Genomic DNA, 17136 nt, shown 5'->3' with positions numbered 1-17136 from the left:
CGTGCCGGAAGTGACGACCGGCCAAGCCAGATGATAGTTCACACGGGTCATCGGTCAACCGACCGGCAACACCGACCCTCGCCTCAGGGGATGTTTCCCCGGGCTGCCATGGAGCCCCGACATTATCACGACGTTCACACCGCGTGCAGAAACCCGTCAGCGGCGCCGCATGGCTTTACTCGACGGGCGCGAGCGGCGCCGGATCGGGATCGTCACCCACGGTGACCCCACGCAGCTGCGCCAGGGCGTTGGAAGCGGCCCGTTGCTCGGCTTCCTTCTTGTTACGACCCCAGGCCGGGGCGTAGCGGCGGGCACCGATCTGGGCCGACACCTGGAAGCTCTTGCTGTGATCGGGGCCGGTCTCCTCGACGACCTCGTAGGTGGGCGTGACGCCGTAGTCACGCTGCGCGACCTGCTGGAGGACCGACTTGTGATTCGACCCCTCTTCGCCGCTGGCGACCTTGAGAATTTCCGGTTCGAGGAGCCGGGTGACGAGGTCGCGCACCGGCTCCAACCCGGCATCGAGATACACCGCGGCGACGACCGACTCGAACAAGTCGGAGAGCACCGACAGCGGCACCTCCTGGTTCGCCACCAGCCCCTTGCCGACGATCAGGAAATCGGTCAAACCGAGCTGCCGTGTGATCCGGGCACACGTCTCCCGGCTCACGACCACCGACTTGATCCGCGTCAGATCACCCTCGAGCGAATCCGGGAAGGCACGGTACAGGTATTCGCAGACGATGAAGCCGAGGATCGAGTCACCGAGAAACTCGAGCCGCTCGTTGCTCGCCAGCCGGTGCTGGGCACCGGACGCATGCGTCAGCGCTGCCCGGAGCAGGGCACGATCGGCGAATGCATGACCGATCCGCCGTTCGCACTCGACGACGTCGAGGACTGCCGCCGTCTCGCCCCGCGCCCGCTTGGCCATGCACGAAACCCTGGCAGGCCCCCGGGAGGAACGCCGCAGTAGCCGGACGCCGCGCCGATCGCGTCACACGCGGGGGCGGATCGACGCCGTCTACCGGCCGGGCCGACCCTTTTCGAAACCGTCCAGACTAAAAACGATCGCGGATCCCTGTCAAACCGGCATCCCGGCGGAAAGCCGGCGCACGCCCCGGGGACTGGCTATTCCGTCCGACTCCCGGCCGACGCCATGCGGGCCGAACCAACCGTCGACCGGCCCCGTATCCACTCGGTGGCGCCCATCGGTCGGTGCGCCATCCGGACGCTTCGCAGCGGACGCGACCTGCCCGCTGGGCTACAATCCGCCGCCGTGAGCGTGAACCGCACGCCCGGCGGAGCGCCGTGACGCGACGGGAGATGGTCGCGGGCACGGTTCACACCAACGTCGTTACCAGGAGTGTCACTCATGATCGTGCCAGGTTCGATTCGGGCCGCCGTCGCCGGGTGGCGTGCCGCGCGGTGGCAGCGGGTTTTCCTCCTCGGTCTCGCCGCCGCCGCGGCGGCCGGCTCCTCCACCCCCGCCCTCCGGGCAGACGAGCCTCCGGCCGAGGCGATGGCCCATGCCAACGCCCTGTCGCGGGCGTTCCGCTACGCCGCCGGGCGGGCGACGCCGAGCGTCGTCGTCGTCCGCAGCGAGGTCCAGGCCAGGCGCCAGCCCAGCGGTGGCCAGCGGCGCGACAATCAGCAGAACAACCAGGAGAACCCGTTCAAGGGCACACCGTTCGAGGACTTTTTCCGTGACGGCGTCCCGGAGGGCTTCCAGTTCGGCCCCGACGGTCCGATGCCGGGCCCCGGCGGCCGCGGCCGTTCGGGCGTCGGCTCCGGTGTGATCGTCGACTCGAAGGGGATCGTGCTCACCAACAATCACGTCGTCGAGGGTGCCGACGTCGTCACCGTCGAATTGTCCGACGGACGCGAGTTCAAGGCGGCCGAGATCAAGACCGATCCGGCCAGCGACCTGGCGGTGATCCGCCTCGCCGACGCCGATTCGCTTCCGGTCGCGAAACTCGGCAACTCCGACGATCTCGACATCGGCGACTGGGTGATCGCGATCGGCAATCCGTTCGAGCTCGAGACAACCGTCAGCGCCGGGATCATCAGCGCCAAGGGGCGCGAGCTCGACAACGTGCGCCGGGCGAAGTTCCTCCAGACCGATGCCGCCATCAACCCCGGCAACTCGGGCGGGCCGCTGGTGAATCTCGCCGGCGAGGTGGTCGGGATCAACACCGCGATCGCCTCCAACACCGGCTCCTACAACGGCATCGGGTTCGCCATTCCCGTCAACCTCGCCAAGTGGGTCAGCAATCAGCTGATCGCGCGCGGTAAGGTCGAACGCGCCTGGCTCGGCGTGTCGATCGGCTCACTCGACGGTCCGATGGCCGCCAAGCTCGGCGTCAAGGACCGCCGCGGCGTGCTCGTCACGGAGGTCATCCGCGATTCGCCTGCGGCGCGGGCCGGCGTCGAGGAGCTCGACGTGATCACGGGATTCGACGGGGCCGCGGTCGACGGTCCGCGGACGCTCCAGGAGGTCGTCGAGCGGGCCGAGGTCGGCCGGTCCCATTCGCTCGCCGTTCTCCGTGACGGCCGCAAGGTGAACCTCGACATCAAGGTCGCCCCGCTACCCGACCGGGTCGCCGCCGGCCCCGACCCGCGCCCCCGGCGCCTCGAGCGCGAGGACAGCTTCACGTCGGAGGCGTTCGGGCTCACGGTGCGTGACAAGGAGGCGGCCGTCGGCGAGGGGGAGGATCCGTTCGCGGGATTCGACGGTGTGATCATCGAAAAGGTCGCCCCCGACGGGGTCGCCGACGACAGTGGGCTCGTCCCCGGCCTGCTCATCCGCAAAGTGGGGCGCGTGCCTGTCGCCACTGCCGCGGACTTCGCCGCGGCGATCGAGCGGGTGTCACCCGAGGATGGCGTGATGCTCCAGGTGCGGACGCCGCGCGGCAACGCCGTGATCCTCCTCAAGAAGGGCGGCTGAGCCCCGTTTGCCTCCGCCGGCCCCGCTGGCCATCACAGCCGCGGGGCCGGCAAGGGGCGCGCCTGCCGTCCGGTCGCGACCGGACGGCATTCCAGGTTTTGGAGTCTTCCGCCGCGATGGCCACGCTGGGCGTCAACATCGATCACGTGGCCACGATCCGCCAGGCGCGGCGGACGGTGGAGCCCGATCCCGTCTGGGCGGCAGCCCTGGCGGAGCTCGGCGGCGCCGACACGATCACCGTCCACCTCCGCGAGGACCGCCGCCACATCCAGGATCGCGATCTGGAGGTCCTGCGACGGACCGTCCAGGTGAAGCTGAATCTCGAGGCGGCGATCGCGGCCGACATGATCGCCATCGCCTGCCGCGTCCGCCCCGACCACGTGACGCTCGTGCCGGAGCGGCGCGAAGAAGTGACGACCGAAGGGGGCCTCGACGTCGTCGGCCACCGCGCGGGGACGGCCGCGGCCATCGCCCGTCTCCGCGACGCGGGCATCGGCGTGTCGCTGTTCATCGACGCCGACCCGCGCCACATCGACGTCGCGGCCGAGCTCGGCGCCGACGCCGTCGAACTGCACACCGGCCGCTACGCCGACGCGCCGACCGCCGCCGAGCGCGAGGCCCGGCTCACCGAACTGGCCCATGGCGGAAAGCTCGTCACCGGCGCTGGGATGGAGCTCGCCGCCGGGCACGGGCTCACCTACCGCAACGTCGGGCCGGTGGCGCGGATCGACCGGATGGGCGAGCTCAACATCGGCCACTCGATCGTGGCCCGCGCCGTGCTCGTCGGTTTCACCCAGGCGGTGCGCGAGATGAAGGCGCTGATCACCGGCTGAGCGCGACGACGGCCCGCCTGGCCCTCGCAGGTCGTTTCTGGTCTACTCCGCCGCCGAGGCGTCGGTCGTGCCCTCCTCGGGCCCGAGTCATCGCGACACCTGCCGGAACGGTCTGGCGGCCGGGGCGCGGCCGCCGGCTGTGCTCGCTCGATCGACAGGCCAGCGGGGTCGTCCCGCAGGGAGACGCCGGATGGCCAGCGAGATTCTCGACACCGCGCGCGGTTCGGCCACCCACTCGGCCCCTGAAGGTGGCCACGACGGTGCCGTCTGGATCCGTGACGCGCGCTGCGCCGTGAGCGGTGGCCCGGAGGATTATTTCGCCGTCGATCCCTGGCGTTACTGGGTCGATTTCCTCGTCGCTCTCGTCTGCGGCTACGGGGCCGCGACCATCTACCTGCTGGCCCCGCTCGGCTCTTGGGCGCAGCTGGTCGCGTTCCCGATCGCCGTCTTCTGGCTGTACCGCCTCGGCTCGTTGATCCACGAGGTCTGCCATCTCGGCCACCACGAGATGCGCGCCTTCAAGGTCTGCTGGAACCTGCTCGTCGGGGTGATGACGTTCACGCCGTCACCGTTCTTCACGCGGCACCACCGCGACCATCACAGCCTGCGGATGTACGGCACACCGGAGGATCCCGAGTACGTCGCCAACGTCCTCACCGGCGGTGACTGGCGCAGTGCCCTCGGCTACGGGGCGTTCATGCTCGTGTTCCCGTTGCTGGTCTACCTCCGCTTCCTGCTGGCCCCGCTGACGTTCCTCCACCCGCGCCTCCGGAAGCTGGTGCTCGAGCGGGCCAGTTCGCTGACGCTCAACACGCGCTACCGCCGCCGCGTCAACGCCTTCGACCGCCGCGCGATCACGGCCGTCGAGCTGCTCTGCTTCCTGCGGGCCGCGGCGATCCTCGTCGCCGTCGGCAGCGGAGCCGCCCACCCCAGCCGCATCCCCCTGCTCTACCTGCTCGGCCTGGCGACGTTCGTGATGAACCAGATGCGGCAGCTGGCCGACCATCACTTCCAAGGCGACGGGTCGGTGGCCCCCGTCGAGCAGCACATCCTCGACAGCTGCAACTTCCCGGCCACCGATCCGCTCACCTGGCTGTTCTTCCCGTTCTCGATCCGCTACCACGCCCTCCACCATCTGTTCCCGTCGCTTCCGTACCACAACCTCGCCGCTGCCCACGCCCACCTGATCCGCACGCTGCCGGCCGACTCCCCGTACCGCGGTCTCGACCAGCCCGGCTGGTGGCCGGTCGCGCGGCGGACCGTGTGGGGGCGCGGCGCCGTCCGGGCCGGGTAATCGGGCCATCGCCCCGTCGCCACGCCATGCCCGCCGACGAACCGCTCGACCGCGACGTCCGTCTCCTCGCCGACATGCTCCGGGGGACGATCGTCGCCCTCGCCGGCAGCGCGGCGGCCGACCTCGTCGAGCGGATCCGCGGGCTGGCGCACGACCGGCGCCTCGGCCGGCCCGGTGCCGAGCCGGCACTGGCCGCCTGCATCGAGGGGCTGTCGCCGGCCGAGGCCCGGTGCGTGACCCGGGCGCTGAGCATCCTCTTCGACCTGACGAACATCGCCGAGGACCGGCAGCGCGTCCGCGTCCTCCGCGAGCGTGAACGCCAGCGCTTTCCGGCCCCGCCGGCCGAGTCGCTCCCCGCGGCGATCGCCGAGCTGGCCGACCTCGGCTGGCCCGCCGCCGCGGTCCAGGCGGCGCTCGACGGCCTCGCCATCGAGCTGGTGTTCACCGCGCATCCCAGCGAGGCGAAGCGGCGCTCGATCCGCGCCAAGCTCCGCCGGATGCGGCAGTGCCTCGAGCGCCTCGACGGCGGCGATCTCCTCGCGCGCGAGCGCGAGGCGATCGTCGGAGCCCTCGCGGACGAGCTCGCCGTCCTCTGGCAGACCGAGTTCCTCCGCCCCACGCGTCCCACGGTCCTCGACGAGGTCGACCGGGGCCTGTCGATCATGCCGCGCCTCTGGGAGGCGGTACCGGCGGTGTATGCGTCGCTGCGCCACGGGCTGGCGGCGCGCTATCCGGGGACGACGTTCACGATTCCCCCGTTCCTGTCGTTCGGCTCCTGGATGGGGGGCGACCGTGACGGCAATCCGTTCGTCACCGCCGACGTCACGCGCGAGACGCTGCTCCGCCTGCGGACGGCGGCCATCGACGCCCACCTGGCGTGGTGCCGCCGCCTTCACGGCCAGCTGACGCTGTCGGCCGCCGCCGGGCACGGCGCCGCCGGTCTCGAGGGGCGGATCGAGGAAGCGCGGCGGGCGTGGCCCGACCTCGGGCCAGCGCTCGACGCCATCGCCCCCCACGAGATCTACCGCCGCTGGCTGCGCGTGATCCGCCACCGGCTCGAGCGATCGCGCGACGTCGGGCTCGACGGCCCCGTGCCGGCGGGGGCATATCGGCCCGAGGAGTTCCGGGCCGATGCCGAGGCGCTGCTGGCCGGGCTCCACGCCGATCTCGCGCCAGGAACGGAGACGGCGGCGGGGCAGTGGCTCGACCTGGTTCGCACGTTCGGGCTCCACATGACGAGCCTCGACGTCCGCCAGGACGCCAGGGCCTACGAGTCGATCATGGACGAGCTGCTCGCCGCTGCCGGCCAGCCCGCCAAGGCCGTCGGCGCCGACCACCGCCGCCGCCGGATCGTGGCCTCGATCGACGCCACGCCGCCGATCGCCACGGCGGGCCTCTCGCCCCTCGCGCTCGACACCCTTCGGCTGTTCGACGTGCTCCATGCCGCGGTGACGCGGTTCGGGCCTGAAAGCGTCGGCGCCGCGATCGTGAGCCTCACCCGGCACCCGACCGACGTCCTCGCGGTGCTCTGGCTGTGGCGCGGGGCCCGGCGGCGGGCCGAGGCGCGGGGGGAGCCGGCTGCCCCCCGCGACCTGGCGATCGTGCCGCTGTTCGAGAAGATCGCCGACCTGTCGGCCAGCCAGGACACGCTCGCGGCGATCCTCGACGAGCCCGCCTACGCCACCCATCTCGCTGCCCGCGGCGCTCGACAGATCGTGATGCTCGGCTACTCCGACAGCACGAAAGACGGCGGGTACCTCGCCGCCTGCCAGGGGCTGCAGGTCGCCCAGGGCCGGCTTCACGCCGTCGCCGCCGCCCGCGGCGTCGCGCTGACCTTCTTCCACGGCCGTGGCGGCTCGCTCGGCCGTGGCGGCGGCCCGGCTGCCCGCGGGATCCTCTCGCTCCCCGCCGAGACGCTCGACGGCTCGTTACGGCTCACCGAGCAGGGAGAGGTGCTCGCCGAGCGCTACGACGACGTCCAAATCGCCGTCCGCCACCTCGAGCAGGTGTCGTGGGCGACGCTGATCGCCTCGACCGCGCGGAGGCAGGTGCCGGCGGCCGAATGGACCGCGCTGCTGTCGCGATTGGCGGAGCGGTCGTTCGCCGTCTACCGCGAACTGGTCGACCAGCCGGGGTTCATCGGCTACTTCGCCGACACGACACCGATCGACGACATCGAGACCCTGCCGATCGGATCACGGCCGTCGCGCCGGCGCGGCCCCGACGGCGCCCGCTCGCTCGACGACCTCCGGGCGATCCCCTGGGTGTTCGCCTGGACGCAGAGCCGGTGCATGATCCCGGCCTGGTACGGGCTCGGCGCGGCACTCGTCGAGGTCAAGTACGACGACCGCCATGCCTGGCAGGCGATCCAGGACATGTACCGCCAATGGCCCTTCTTCCAGGCGACGATCGACAATGCGGCGCTCGCCCTGGCCAAAGCCGACATGTACATCGCCCAGCGCTACTCCGAGCTCGCCGCCGACGACGACGCGCGACGCCGGATCTGGCAGCGGATCGCCGCGGAGCGCGACCGGACGCGGCAGGCGATCCTCGACACCGTCGGCGGGGGTGAGCTGCTGGCGACCACCCCCTGGTTCCAGCGTTCGATCGAGTCGCGCAATCCCTCGATCGATCCCCTGAACCTGATCCAGATCGAGTTCCTCCGCCGCCGCCGCTCGGGCCATGGCGACGACGGCGGCGACCTCCCCCGGCTGTGCGTCCAGGGGATCGCCGCGGGGATGCGGACGACCGGCTGACGGGGGCCCGTGGCTCAGCCGCGCCGTGCCGCGATCAACGCCGCGCAGGCGTCGTCGCAGCCCTTCGTCGCCGCAGCCCCCCCCTGATTGGCCGCGGCGACGACACCGAATCCGCGCTCCGGGGCCAACCAGGCGACGCAGTACCAGCGGGTGTTGGAACCGGCATGATTGAGGACCCTGCCGCCCCATGGGCGCCGGGCGGTCACCCACCCCAGCGCCTCGCCCGGCGGCGTCGGGGACGGGCGCTGTAGGTCGGGCAGAAGCGGCGCGAGTGCCGCCAGCGCCTCAGGCAACGGGCCGCCGAGGTGGACGGCGAGGAACCGGGCCCAGTCGGCGACCGTCATGTGGAGTGTGCCGGCCGGGGCGATTGCGGCGGGGTTGTCGGCGTCGTCGGGCTTTCCCGCGCCGTCGTGGCCGACCGGGGCGTCGGGCTGCAAGGCCGACGGCGGGCCGAATCCCGCACTCGTGATCCCCAGGGGCACCAGCAGCCGCTCGCCGAGCAGCGCTTCGTAGGGGCGGTCGGCCACCGTCTCGAGCATCCTCCCGGCGATGGCGTAGCCCTGATTGGAGTAGTGGTGTTCGCCCCGGCGCTCCGGTGGATCGTCGGCCAGCAGCCGGCGCACGAACGCCTCCCGGCACTCGTGCGCCGGCTTGCCGCACTCCCAGGCCTCGCGCCAGGCGGCCGGCGGCGCCTTCTCGGGCGCACCGCCGCGGTGGCGCAGCAACTCCTCCAGCGTCACGTCGCGCCACCCGCGGGAGATCACCGGTTCGGCCGCGAGCGTGCTGCCGACGGTCGCGCCCCAAGCGATCCGCCCGTCGGCGACGAGCAGCGCCGCGAGGGTGGCCGTGAACGCCTTGGTGCAGGATCCGAGATGGATCCGGTCGTCGACGGAAAACGCGGCGTCGCCCCCCTGCCGGCGCACGCCCGCCGTGACCGCATCCGCGAGGCCATCGCGTTCGACGACGCCGGCGACCAATCCCGGAAGCTGGTGGCGCGTGCGGATGGCGTCGAGCGGCGGACCGGCAGGCTCCTCGGCTCGAATGCCCGATGCATACGGCAACCCGACCATCGCCGCCCCGACGGCCGCGCCAAAGCGCCGCCGCGTCATAGCTCCCCCTTCACGCCCAGTTCGTGGAAGTAGTGGCCAACCTTCGCCTGGTTTTTCAACAGCCAGTCGATCGAAGGCTCGTTGTGCATCGCTTTGTGGATCGCCTTGGCCGTCGCCTCGCGGTGGGTGCGGAACAGCACCTCGTGGTCGATCTTCGTCTTCGCGTCGGCGACCGCCGGATCGAGCCATACCGCCACGATGATCCCCACGTCGTTGACCGCGGCCTTGGGGATGTCGCCGGCGCGGACGGCGTCGAGGACCGCGTTGGCGATCGCCGCCTGGACAGTCCCCATGAGGATGTTGGTGTAGCGGGCGTTGGGGGCGGTGTACTTGCTGACCATCAGCGTCGCGGGGCGCACCTGGACGTCGCTGTTGAGGATCGCCCACACGCGCGTGTGCCCCTTGACCTGGTCGCCGATGAGCGTGGCGATCGCGTGGCCGACGGGGCCGTCGAGCTCGCCGATCACCACCTCCGGCTCGGCGGCGCTCCACGCCTCGTCGGCCTCGACGAGGGCCTCCCCCGACCGCATCACGATCCGCTGCCGCCGCGTCGAACGGACCCGCGCCACGATGCATCCTCCCCAGCGCCGCGAGCCGCCGCCCGGCGACCGCGCAGAGAGTATGGCGGCGGCGATCCGAAGCTGCCACCCTCGACCGACAGGGTCCGGCCAGCGGGTGCCCGCGCACTTGGGCCGGAACCCCTTGGGCCACGCCGTCAGCGGGCCGCGCCCGGCACCCGGGCGACGATTCGGAGGGGCCCACCACTCCCGCCGGCGATCTTCATCGGCAGGGCGACGACGAAGCTACCGGTCGGAGGCACCCGATCGAGAGACGCGACGTTCTCGAACACCGGAATGTTCGCCCCACAGAGGACCACGTGGCTGCCGAAATGGGTACTCGGGCCATGGTCGATGCTCGCCGTGTCGATCCCGACTGCCAACGGCCGGCGGTGCTCGGCAAGCCACCGCGCCGCATCGGGGGCGAGGCCCGGAAAGCGCAGCTTCGCCACCGCCTCCGGGCCGATGGCAGCGGTGCCCAGGTAAGCCGACCGGTCGCCCCAGCGAGCGCCCCAGCCGGTGCGCAGCAGCACGATCACGTCGACGAGTTGCCGGCCATGAGCCGCCTCCCACGCCACCAGCTCGTCGGCGGTCACCTCGTGGACCGGATCAGCCGCGCAGCGCCCGGAGACGTCGACCACCGCCGCCGGCCCGACGAGCCGCTCCAGCGGGATCGCGTCGGCCGTCAGGCCCGTGGCAGAGAAATGGCGCGGCGCGTCGAGGTGGGTCCCGCCATGCTCGGCCGCGGCGAACCGGTTGGCCGCATAGTAATAGCCCTTCGCGGTCGGACCGTTGCTCCCCGGCTCGAAGAGGAACCCCCGCTCGGTCGGCCAGTAGATCGTGCGCTGGCCGAAGGGATGCGTGAGGTCGATCCACGGGCCGTCCGCCGTCGACGGGTCGGCCGGCTCGCCGCGTGCCGCGACAGCCTGCTCCTGCGCGGCCGCACCGTGCGGCGCCACGACACCTGGAACCACAACTCCGGCGATCACGGTCGCCATGAGGCGGCTCCACCGGGCAACCACCGCTCCGGCCGTGCCGGCGTCGGACTGCCGCCACCGACGAATGGCGACCGCGGCCACCATCAGCGATCACCGCCACCCGGAGGATCGACGTCGGCCGGCGGCGCGTTCCCCGCTCCGCCGGCGGCTTTGGCGGCGTCGCCGCCTTGCGGGTTCTCGACGCGCACGAGCAACAGTTGCTCGACGGCTGCCTTCCCGTCCTTGCCGTCGCGGTGGACGAGGATCGTCGTCTGCTGCTGGAGGAGGTTCGTCAGGCCGGCCTCGTAGACGGTCGTCTTCTTGTCGCCGATCGTCCAGGCGGCGCGCTGCGTCTTCTTGTCGACCTTGCCGGTGATGTTGATGCTCGTGTCGGAGACGGCGTCGTAGTACGTGCCGCGGAGCAGCCCGGCCTGGTCGAGGGCGAGGCTCATGAACGTCGAGGGACTCGTCTCCTCGCCACGGGCGACGGCGTACACGCCCAACGGCCGCCACTGGTCGTCCTTCGCGATCTGGACGTCAGCGTTCCCCGACGCCGCGATCGACTGCGCCTGGGCGGCATACTCCTCGGCCGACCCGACGCGCGTCCCCTGCACGTAGACGCCGTCGTCCTGGTAGCAGACGGTGGTGCCGTAGTTGTAGGCGACGGGCGCGGCGGCGTAGCCACCCCACGAGGCGAGCCCGCCCCAGGCGAGGCCACCGAGCATCCCCACGCCCAGGCCCCAGCCGAAGCCACCCCACCAGCCGCCCGGCCACCAGGCATTGAAATGGTTGGCGTACCAGCCGCGGCCGCCGTACCAGCCGCCGTTGTAAAAATTGTTGCGGATCATCGTGCCGCGGTTGGAGAGATTGGCGATCGAGTAGGGGCGGACGCCATTGACGATTCCGCGATTGGCGACGCGCTGGAGATCCCCGCGCGAGATGCCGGCATCGCCGGCGAAGTGACCGGCCCCGACGCGGTCGAAACCACCCCGATCGAAGCCGTCCCGGTCAAAGCCACCCCGATCCAGCCCCCCGCGGTCGATGCCGCCCCGATCCAACGCCCCGCGGTCGATGCCTCCCCGGTCCACTCCGCCGCGGTCTTCTCCGATCGGCCGGCCTTCCCCGATCGGCCGGCCGCCGTCGGACCCACCGGGACGGAAACCGCCGTCGAATCCTCCCGGGCGCATGCCGCCGTCGAACCCACCGGGGCGCATCCCGCCATCGAAGCCGCCGGACCGCATGCCTCCCCCCTCGAAGCCACCGCCGCTGAACCCGCCCATGTGAGCGCCGCCGCCCCCCATGTGCATCCCGCCGGCCATGCCGCCCATGTGGCCACCGCCACCGCCGTGTGCGAACACCACTGGCGGGGGCACCGCGACCACGGCGGCGAGCATCCAGGCGACCGTCGCGCGGAGGCGCGGCGTGATCGCCAGCGGCAACCGGCCGGTGGCACGAACGGGCGACGACGACATGGCAACCTCCGGGTGAACGGGGACAGGACGCGGGGAACCGGCGCGCGTCACGGCTTGCGTTTCAAATGCCAGGGGCGACCGTCGGGAACCGGGCGGCCGTCGAGCGACCGTTCGATGGCCTGCATGACGAGCGTGTCGCGGTCGGTCGGGACCACCATCTGGACCCACGAGGTCCGCGTGCCGGCGCTGCCGGGAGCCGCGGTCCCCTGGTAGACGCGGTTGAAAACCGTGCCGTCGGTCTCGAACACCCCCTCGGCGCGGGCACCGGTCGAGTCGAACACCCAGGAGCGGACCGTGCCGCTGGCGGCGTCGGCGTGGATCACGTCGACCGACTCGAGCACGGCACCTTCCTTGGGGGTGATCTTCGTCCGGCCGATGATCACGTGGCCGTCGGCAGCCCGCTCGTAACGGCATTCGAGGACGGCGCCGTCGGCGGGGTCGCTCGCGGTCCAGGTGCCGAGCAGCCAGCCGAGCTGCTCCATCGCCACGTCCTGGCTGGGGGTGACGATCGATTCCGCCAACCGCCACTTGCCGTCGACGCGGACCCGGAGGCTGACGAATTGGGAGTCCACTGCCCGAGCGCCCGGCTTCGGCACGAAGCGCATCGTGCCCCGTACCCTGGCGATCGTGGCCCCGAGCGGCACGACGCCGGTGAGTGCGATCTCGAGCTTCGCCTCGGGGTACCGCCCCGCCCACGCACCGATCGACTGGATGATCTGTTCCCGTCCGACCAGTTGCCCCCCTCCTTCGACGAGCAAAGCGCCCGCGGTCCACTGATTGGACAACGCCGTGTAATCACGGGCGTTGAACGCCGCCGCATACTCGGCGGTCGCCTGCTCGAGTTGGGCGCGGAGATCGGCGTCGGTGGGGGGCTGCGTGTCGCCAGGTTGCTCGGCCGTCGCCGCGGCGGGGGCGGCCGACGGGTTGGCCGGGGCCTGGACCACCTTCCCAGGGGCCCCGGGACGCGTGCCCGGCTGCGGCTGGCCGTCTGCCGGCGGCGCGGCCGATGTCTGCGCACGTGCCAGTCCCGCGGCGGGTCCCACGGTGAGCCCCGATCCGATCAGGCACACGAGCGCCGCCCACGATCCGCCACGACAGCCCATGCTCGGTCTCCTCGACGGGCAGCGACGGGACCGGCCTCTCCGGCCGCCCCGGGCAAACATTCCAGCACCGCGCAATGTACCGCGTCCTACGGACCGCGACAGCGTCGGGCGCGGCACCACGCCGTCAGGGGCGGAGCACGAGCGTCTGACGCACCGGCCCGGGGATAAACGGGGTCGGCTCGCCGCGGACCCAGGCCTCGTGGCCGTCGCCGTAATGGCGGGAGAGCGGGTGCCCCGACTGCCCGGCCGGCATGTGGAACATCCCCTCTTCCTCGCGCCCGGGGGAGACCACCATCCGCTGCGAGGCCCCCGCCTGCGGCGCCTGGACGCGCGGCATGTGGGCGTCGCCCGGCAACGGCTCGGCCGGCATGTCGAGCCAATCGGACAGCGCCGGCACGGCGGCGGAGAGGGGATGGCGGATCCGGGCGGTGTTCCATTCACCCCAGGTGCGTTCCGAGAGCGGCCCCTCGTCGTCGAGGCCGTCGAGGGCCTCATCGAGCCCGGAGAGGAAGAGGTCGTCCCAGTCGCGGTGCCGCGGGTCGAGCAGATGGGTGGGACGCCCGACGACCAACTGCCACAGCGGCTCCTCCCAGCGGCGGAACGTCGCCAGGTAATCGCAGCGTGGGTCGGCGGCTGCGACCGGCGCCGTCAGCGATCCCAGCGCCCGCCGGGCCACGGCGCTGCGGAACGCGCGGACGATCCGGTAGCCGGCCGACTCCACCGTGGCCCGCGCCCCCCAGGCCTCGACCAGCCGGCGTACCTCCGCCCGGCGTGGAACAGCGGCGACGTGGGCCGGAGTCAGCAGGTCGAGGAGGAGTTGCTGCCAGCGCCCGAGGAACAGCGCCCGGTCGTCGAGTTGGAGGGCGAGCATGTCGGCCGCAGTCGCCTTGTCGAGGGCGAGCAGGGTGTCGCGGATCTGCCCCTGGCGGGCGCCGAGGTCCTGCCCCTCGTCGCCGACGAGTTTCGCTCCTTCAGGGTCGGCGACGCGCGCGTTGGCGCTCCACAACCTGCCGGCCGGCGGGTCGACGAGCCGCGGATGGTCGTCGCCGGCCAGCCAGCCGTCCCAGCCGCACGAGCCGTCGGCCCAGGAGACCGGCAGTTGACCGTCCCATCCGCGCCGTTTCGGGATCCGGCCGATGATCGTCCAGGCGATGCGCCCCGACGCGTCGGCGCAGACCAGATTCTGCGCGGGCACGCCGACCGACGGGGCGAGGCGCACGGCGGCGTCGACGTCGGCCACCTCCTCGAAGTCGACGAGGCGGAGGTTGACGGCGGCGGGGTCGTGGGCGGTCCAGCGCAGCGCGCGGCGCCGGCCGCGGTGATCGCTGTCGAGCACCGGTCCCCAGATGGTCGTGAGAATCTCGAGCGTCTCGTCGGCCGCACCACGGACCGCGATCGTCTCGGTCGCGCGGCCGAACGGACGCGGGCCGTCGGGCGTGCGGTAGCTGGCCGGATCGGCCGGATCGGACTCGATCACCACCAGATCGGCCCAGTCCCCTTCGGTGTTGGTGAACGCCCAGGCGACGCGGCCGTTGCTGCCGGCGACGACCGCCGGTGTGCCCGGCAGCGTCACGCCGACGACGCGCCGGTCGCCATCATCGACAGGCCAGTGGAGTGCCGCGCGGTACCAGATCCCGGGAACGCCGAGACGGAGGTGCATGTCTCCTGCCAGGAGCGCCCCTCCCGACGCGCTGTGCGCGCCGGCGACCGCCCAGTTGTTGCTCCCGATCACCACCTCGCCACGTCGGCCTCCCGACGGCGCCCAGACGTCGTCCGCGGCGCTCTCGGCCGGCCGCTCCGCCTGCAGCGGCGGAGGCGTGCGCCGCAGGTCGACGATGGCGGCACCCGGAAGGGGCGCCGAAGGCAGCGCGTCGCCCGCGACCGGCGCGTCCCAGGGGCTGCCGGCCGGAAGGAGAAACGCCGCCACTTCCGGCGGGAGCGTGTCGTGGATCGCGCCCCGCAGCGATTCGAGCGCGGCCGAGTCGTCGTGGAGATCGAGGAACATCGCCAGCACGCAGAGGAACGAGTCCTCCGCCAGCCACGGGCGCGGCGTGCCCCCGAGCGCCAGATACTCCACCGGTGGTGCGGCAAGCGCCGCCAGGCCGGCATTGGCGCCGGCGGTGTAGGCATCGAGAAGGCCGCGGTCGCGCGGCGAGGCGTCGGCATAGGCAGCGCGGGCGACCTGCCGCAGGCGGTGGACGCGTGCCTGACGATCGACCGCCAGCGCCATCGGCCCGACCAGTTCCGCCAACTCCCCCGCCGCGCGGCGGCGGAGGAGATCCATCTGGAAAAACCGGTCCTGGGCGTGGAGGAAGCCGAGCGCCCGCGCCGCGTCGAGCCGGCTGCCGGCATGGACACTCGGCACGCCGAGCGCGTCGCGCTCGACACGGACCTCGGCCGCGAGGCCGTCGAGCTGCCGGGCCCCCTCGAGCTGCGGCAGGCTGCCGCGCATCTTCGCCACGCTCCATCCCGCCGTCCCGGTCGCTGCGGCGGTCACGGTGGCCAGCCCGGCGAGCCGCCAGCGCCGCCAGCGCTCTCCGCGAGCGTTCCGAGCGCCGCCCGCGCGATGACCGCCATGCCCCCCGTCACGCGCCGGCGGCGCGGCGTGCAGGACAGGTTCCGGCTTTCCATCGACCCGTTCCATGGTCACCTTCCCCGTCGTGGGATTCCGATCACGGCGCCCGTGCCGCCGCCGGGAGCGCTGCCACCGCATGGAGCTTCGACTTCGAGCGGAACAGGAGGTGTCCCCCGGCGACCGCGGGGCTCGAGCGGCATTCCTCCCCGAGCGCGGTGCGGCCGAGGATCTCGAACTCCGCACCGTCGGCGAGCACCACCACCTCGCCGTCCGCCGCGACGTTGACGACCGTGCCGCCGGCGACGAGCGGCGATGCCGAGTAGGTTCCACCGACGCGACCGCGCCAGCGGACCGCGCCGTTTGCCGGATCGACGCAGGTCACCACGCCGCGGTCGCCCCACAGATACAGGCCCGCCACACCGGGGACCGGCGTCGGCACGTAGGGGGCGACGCTGCGGTCGAGCTGGAAGGCGATCGGCGGCTCGGCCGCCGCGGCAGCGTCGTTCGCCACCGGCAGCCGCAGCGCGAACAGGCCGTTGTCTCCGCCGCCGTCGCCACAGGTGCCGATCACGAGCCGCTCGGCCGCCGGGCCGACCAACAGCGGCGACGACACCGCGCGCTTCGGGAAGCAGCGCCGCTCCCAGAGGACGCGCCCGGTGGCCGGATCGATCCCGGTGAGGCCGTGCGTCGTGCTGGCGACGACCAGCAGCGGATCGGGCCCCGGCGCGACCAGCGGCGTGGCGTAGGTCGCGCGCCCCGGCTCACGCGGCAGCCGCCAGCGCTCGCGGCCGGTCGCGCGGTCGAACGCCGCGACGAAGCTCGGCCCCTCGTGCTCGACGGCGATGATCACGAGGTCGCCGTGGAGCGCGGGGGAGCCGGCGTAGCCATGTTCGGAGACGAACGGCCCGAGATCGACCTGCCACTGCCGCGTGCCGTCGTGTCCGACCGCGACGAGGTGGATCCCGGCGGCGGTGCCCCATGCCCAGCAGACGCCCTCGGGCCCGGCGGTGAGCGTGCCGGACGCCGAGGAATTGAAGGCGTGATGCCGGTCGAACGGACCGGGCAGGCGCAGGTCCCACGTCTGCTTTCCCCCGGCCAGGGCATGGCGGGTGATGATCCGCGTTCCGCGCGTGGGGTCGGCCGGATCGACCTCGGCCGACGCCGTGTAGACGCCATCGCCCCAGACGACGGGCGAGGCGTGGCCCGAGCCGGGCAGCGTCGCGCGCCACGCCCAGCCGTCGTCGGCCCACTGGCGGGGAAAACGGACCACGCCCCCCTGCCCCGCGCCATCGGCACCCCGAAACCGTGGCCAGGGCTCAGCGGCCCCGACGGCACCCACGTCGACGACGACGGCGAACAGCGTCGCCACGCGCCACGCCGCTCGCCGCCCCCCGTCACGTTTCCATCCGCCCATCACCACCTCCCCGGCTCCCGAACCGTGCCGTCATGCCGCGTCCGCCGCCGCGGCTTATTATGGCGTCCCGGCCGTCCTGCGGGGTTCATGCCACGGCCGCCG

The 17136-nt window shown here is 72.5% G+C and carries 12 protein-coding genes; 4 read left to right on the top strand and 8 right to left on the bottom strand.

The window, feature by feature from the left end; translation table 11 throughout:
• Positions 1–175 precede the first annotated feature (175 nt).
• Entirely contained in the window at positions 176–931 is a 756-nt protein-coding gene (gene rnc, locus FJ309_10575) for a ribonuclease III (protein MBM3955041.1), read from the bottom strand.
• A gap of 441 nt (positions 932–1372) precedes the next feature.
• Between rnc and FJ309_10570 the strand changes: the two genes are divergently transcribed.
• The 4 genes from FJ309_10570 (at position 1373) to FJ309_10555 (ending at position 7827) form a co-directional block, all read left to right on the top strand.
• The gene (locus FJ309_10570) at positions 1373–2944 is read left to right on the top strand and encodes a Do family serine endopeptidase (protein ID MBM3955040.1); all 1572 of its coding nucleotides are present in this window, start codon (positions 1373–1375) and stop codon (positions 2942–2944) included.
• 116 nt (positions 2945–3060) lie between these two features.
• Positions 3061–3777 (top strand): pyridoxine 5'-phosphate synthase, encoded by a 717-nt coding sequence (locus tag FJ309_10565; GenBank protein MBM3955039.1) that lies wholly within the window; start codon positions 3061–3063, stop codon positions 3775–3777.
• Between the two features lie 190 nt (positions 3778–3967).
• Positions 3968–5071, top strand: a complete 1104-nt coding sequence (locus FJ309_10560; GenBank protein MBM3955038.1) for a fatty acid desaturase — start codon at positions 3968–3970, stop codon at positions 5069–5071.
• 26 nt (positions 5072–5097) lie between these two features.
• On the top strand, positions 5098–7827 hold the full coding sequence (locus FJ309_10555) for a phosphoenolpyruvate carboxylase (GenBank protein ID MBM3955037.1): 2730 nt from the start codon (positions 5098–5100) through the stop codon (positions 7825–7827).
• Between the two features lie 14 nt (positions 7828–7841).
• Here FJ309_10555 and FJ309_10550 read toward each other — a convergent pair whose 3' ends face one another.
• The 7 genes from FJ309_10550 to FJ309_10520 all read right to left on the bottom strand — a co-directional run bounded on the left by FJ309_10550 (position 7842) and on the right by FJ309_10520 (position 17034).
• Positions 7842–8936, bottom strand: coding sequence for a beta-lactamase family protein (locus FJ309_10550; GenBank protein MBM3955036.1), 1095 nt, complete (start codon positions 8934–8936; stop codon positions 7842–7844).
• Complete coding sequence (locus tag FJ309_10545; GenBank protein ID MBM3955035.1) at positions 8933–9466, bottom strand: aldehyde-activating protein; 534 nt, start codon at positions 9464–9466, stop codon at positions 8933–8935. Before FJ309_10545 ends, FJ309_10550 begins: the two co-directional genes overlap by 4 nt.
• A gap of 185 nt (positions 9467–9651) precedes the next feature.
• Complete coding sequence (locus FJ309_10540; GenBank protein MBM3955034.1) at positions 9652–10491, bottom strand: cyclase family protein; 840 nt, start codon at positions 10489–10491, stop codon at positions 9652–9654.
• A gap of 83 nt (positions 10492–10574) precedes the next feature.
• Positions 10575–11942 carry a hypothetical protein gene (locus tag FJ309_10535; GenBank protein ID MBM3955033.1) on the bottom strand — a complete coding sequence of 456 codons (1368 nt, stop codon included), beginning with the start codon at positions 11940–11942 and terminating at the stop codon, positions 10575–10577.
• A gap of 47 nt (positions 11943–11989) precedes the next feature.
• Positions 11990–13105 carry a nuclear transport factor 2 family protein gene (locus FJ309_10530; GenBank protein MBM3955032.1) on the bottom strand — a complete coding sequence of 372 codons (1116 nt, stop codon included), beginning with the start codon at positions 13103–13105 and terminating at the stop codon, positions 11990–11992.
• 64 nt (positions 13106–13169) lie between these two features.
• The gene (locus tag FJ309_10525) at positions 13170–15758 is read right to left on the bottom strand and encodes a penicillin acylase family protein (protein MBM3955031.1); all 2589 of its coding nucleotides are present in this window, start codon (positions 15756–15758) and stop codon (positions 13170–13172) included.
• Positions 15718–17034, bottom strand: coding sequence for a hypothetical protein (locus FJ309_10520; GenBank protein ID MBM3955030.1), 1317 nt, complete (start codon positions 17032–17034; stop codon positions 15718–15720). Before FJ309_10520 ends, FJ309_10525 begins: the two co-directional genes overlap by 41 nt.
• Between the last annotated feature and the right edge of the window lie 102 nt (positions 17035–17136).

The sequence above is a fragment of the Planctomycetota bacterium genome, from assembly GCA_016872555.1.
Classification (GTDB): Bacteria; Planctomycetota; Planctomycetia; order Pirellulales; family UBA1268; genus F1-20-MAGs016.
The sequence above is the reverse complement of the archived record's forward strand: the minus strand, read 5'-3'. Positions and strand labels throughout refer to the sequence as shown.

Coding starts and splice junctions, on each gene's coding strand:
- rnc (MBM3955041.1), bottom strand. CDS start 931: ATGGCCAAGCGGGCGCGGGGCGAGACGGCGGCAGTCCTCGACGTCGTC.
- FJ309_10570 (MBM3955040.1), top strand. CDS start 1,373: ATGATCGTGCCAGGTTCGATTCGGGCCGCCGTCGCCGGGTGGCGTGCC.
- FJ309_10565 (MBM3955039.1), top strand. CDS start 3,061: ATGGCCACGCTGGGCGTCAACATCGATCACGTGGCCACGATCCGCCAG.
- FJ309_10560 (MBM3955038.1), top strand. CDS start 3,968: ATGGCCAGCGAGATTCTCGACACCGCGCGCGGTTCGGCCACCCACTCG.
- FJ309_10555 (MBM3955037.1), top strand. CDS start 5,098: ATGCCCGCCGACGAACCGCTCGACCGCGACGTCCGTCTCCTCGCCGAC.
- FJ309_10550 (MBM3955036.1), bottom strand. CDS start 8,936: ATGACGCGGCGGCGCTTTGGCGCGGCCGTCGGGGCGGCGATGGTCGGG.
- FJ309_10545 (MBM3955035.1), bottom strand. CDS start 9,466: ATGCGGTCGGGGGAGGCCCTCGTCGAGGCCGACGAGGCGTGGAGCGCC.
- FJ309_10540 (MBM3955034.1), bottom strand. CDS start 10,491: ATGGCGACCGTGATCGCCGGAGTTGTGGTTCCAGGTGTCGTGGCGCCG.
- FJ309_10535 (MBM3955033.1), bottom strand. CDS start 11,942: ATGTCGTCGTCGCCCGTTCGTGCCACCGGCCGGTTGCCGCTGGCGATC.
- FJ309_10530 (MBM3955032.1), bottom strand. CDS start 13,105: ATGTTTGCCCGGGGCGGCCGGAGAGGCCGGTCCCGTCGCTGCCCGTCG.
- FJ309_10525 (MBM3955031.1), bottom strand. CDS start 15,758: ATGCGGTGGCAGCGCTCCCGGCGGCGGCACGGGCGCCGTGATCGGAAT.
- FJ309_10520 (MBM3955030.1), bottom strand. CDS start 17,034: ATGGGCGGATGGAAACGTGACGGGGGGCGGCGAGCGGCGTGGCGCGTG.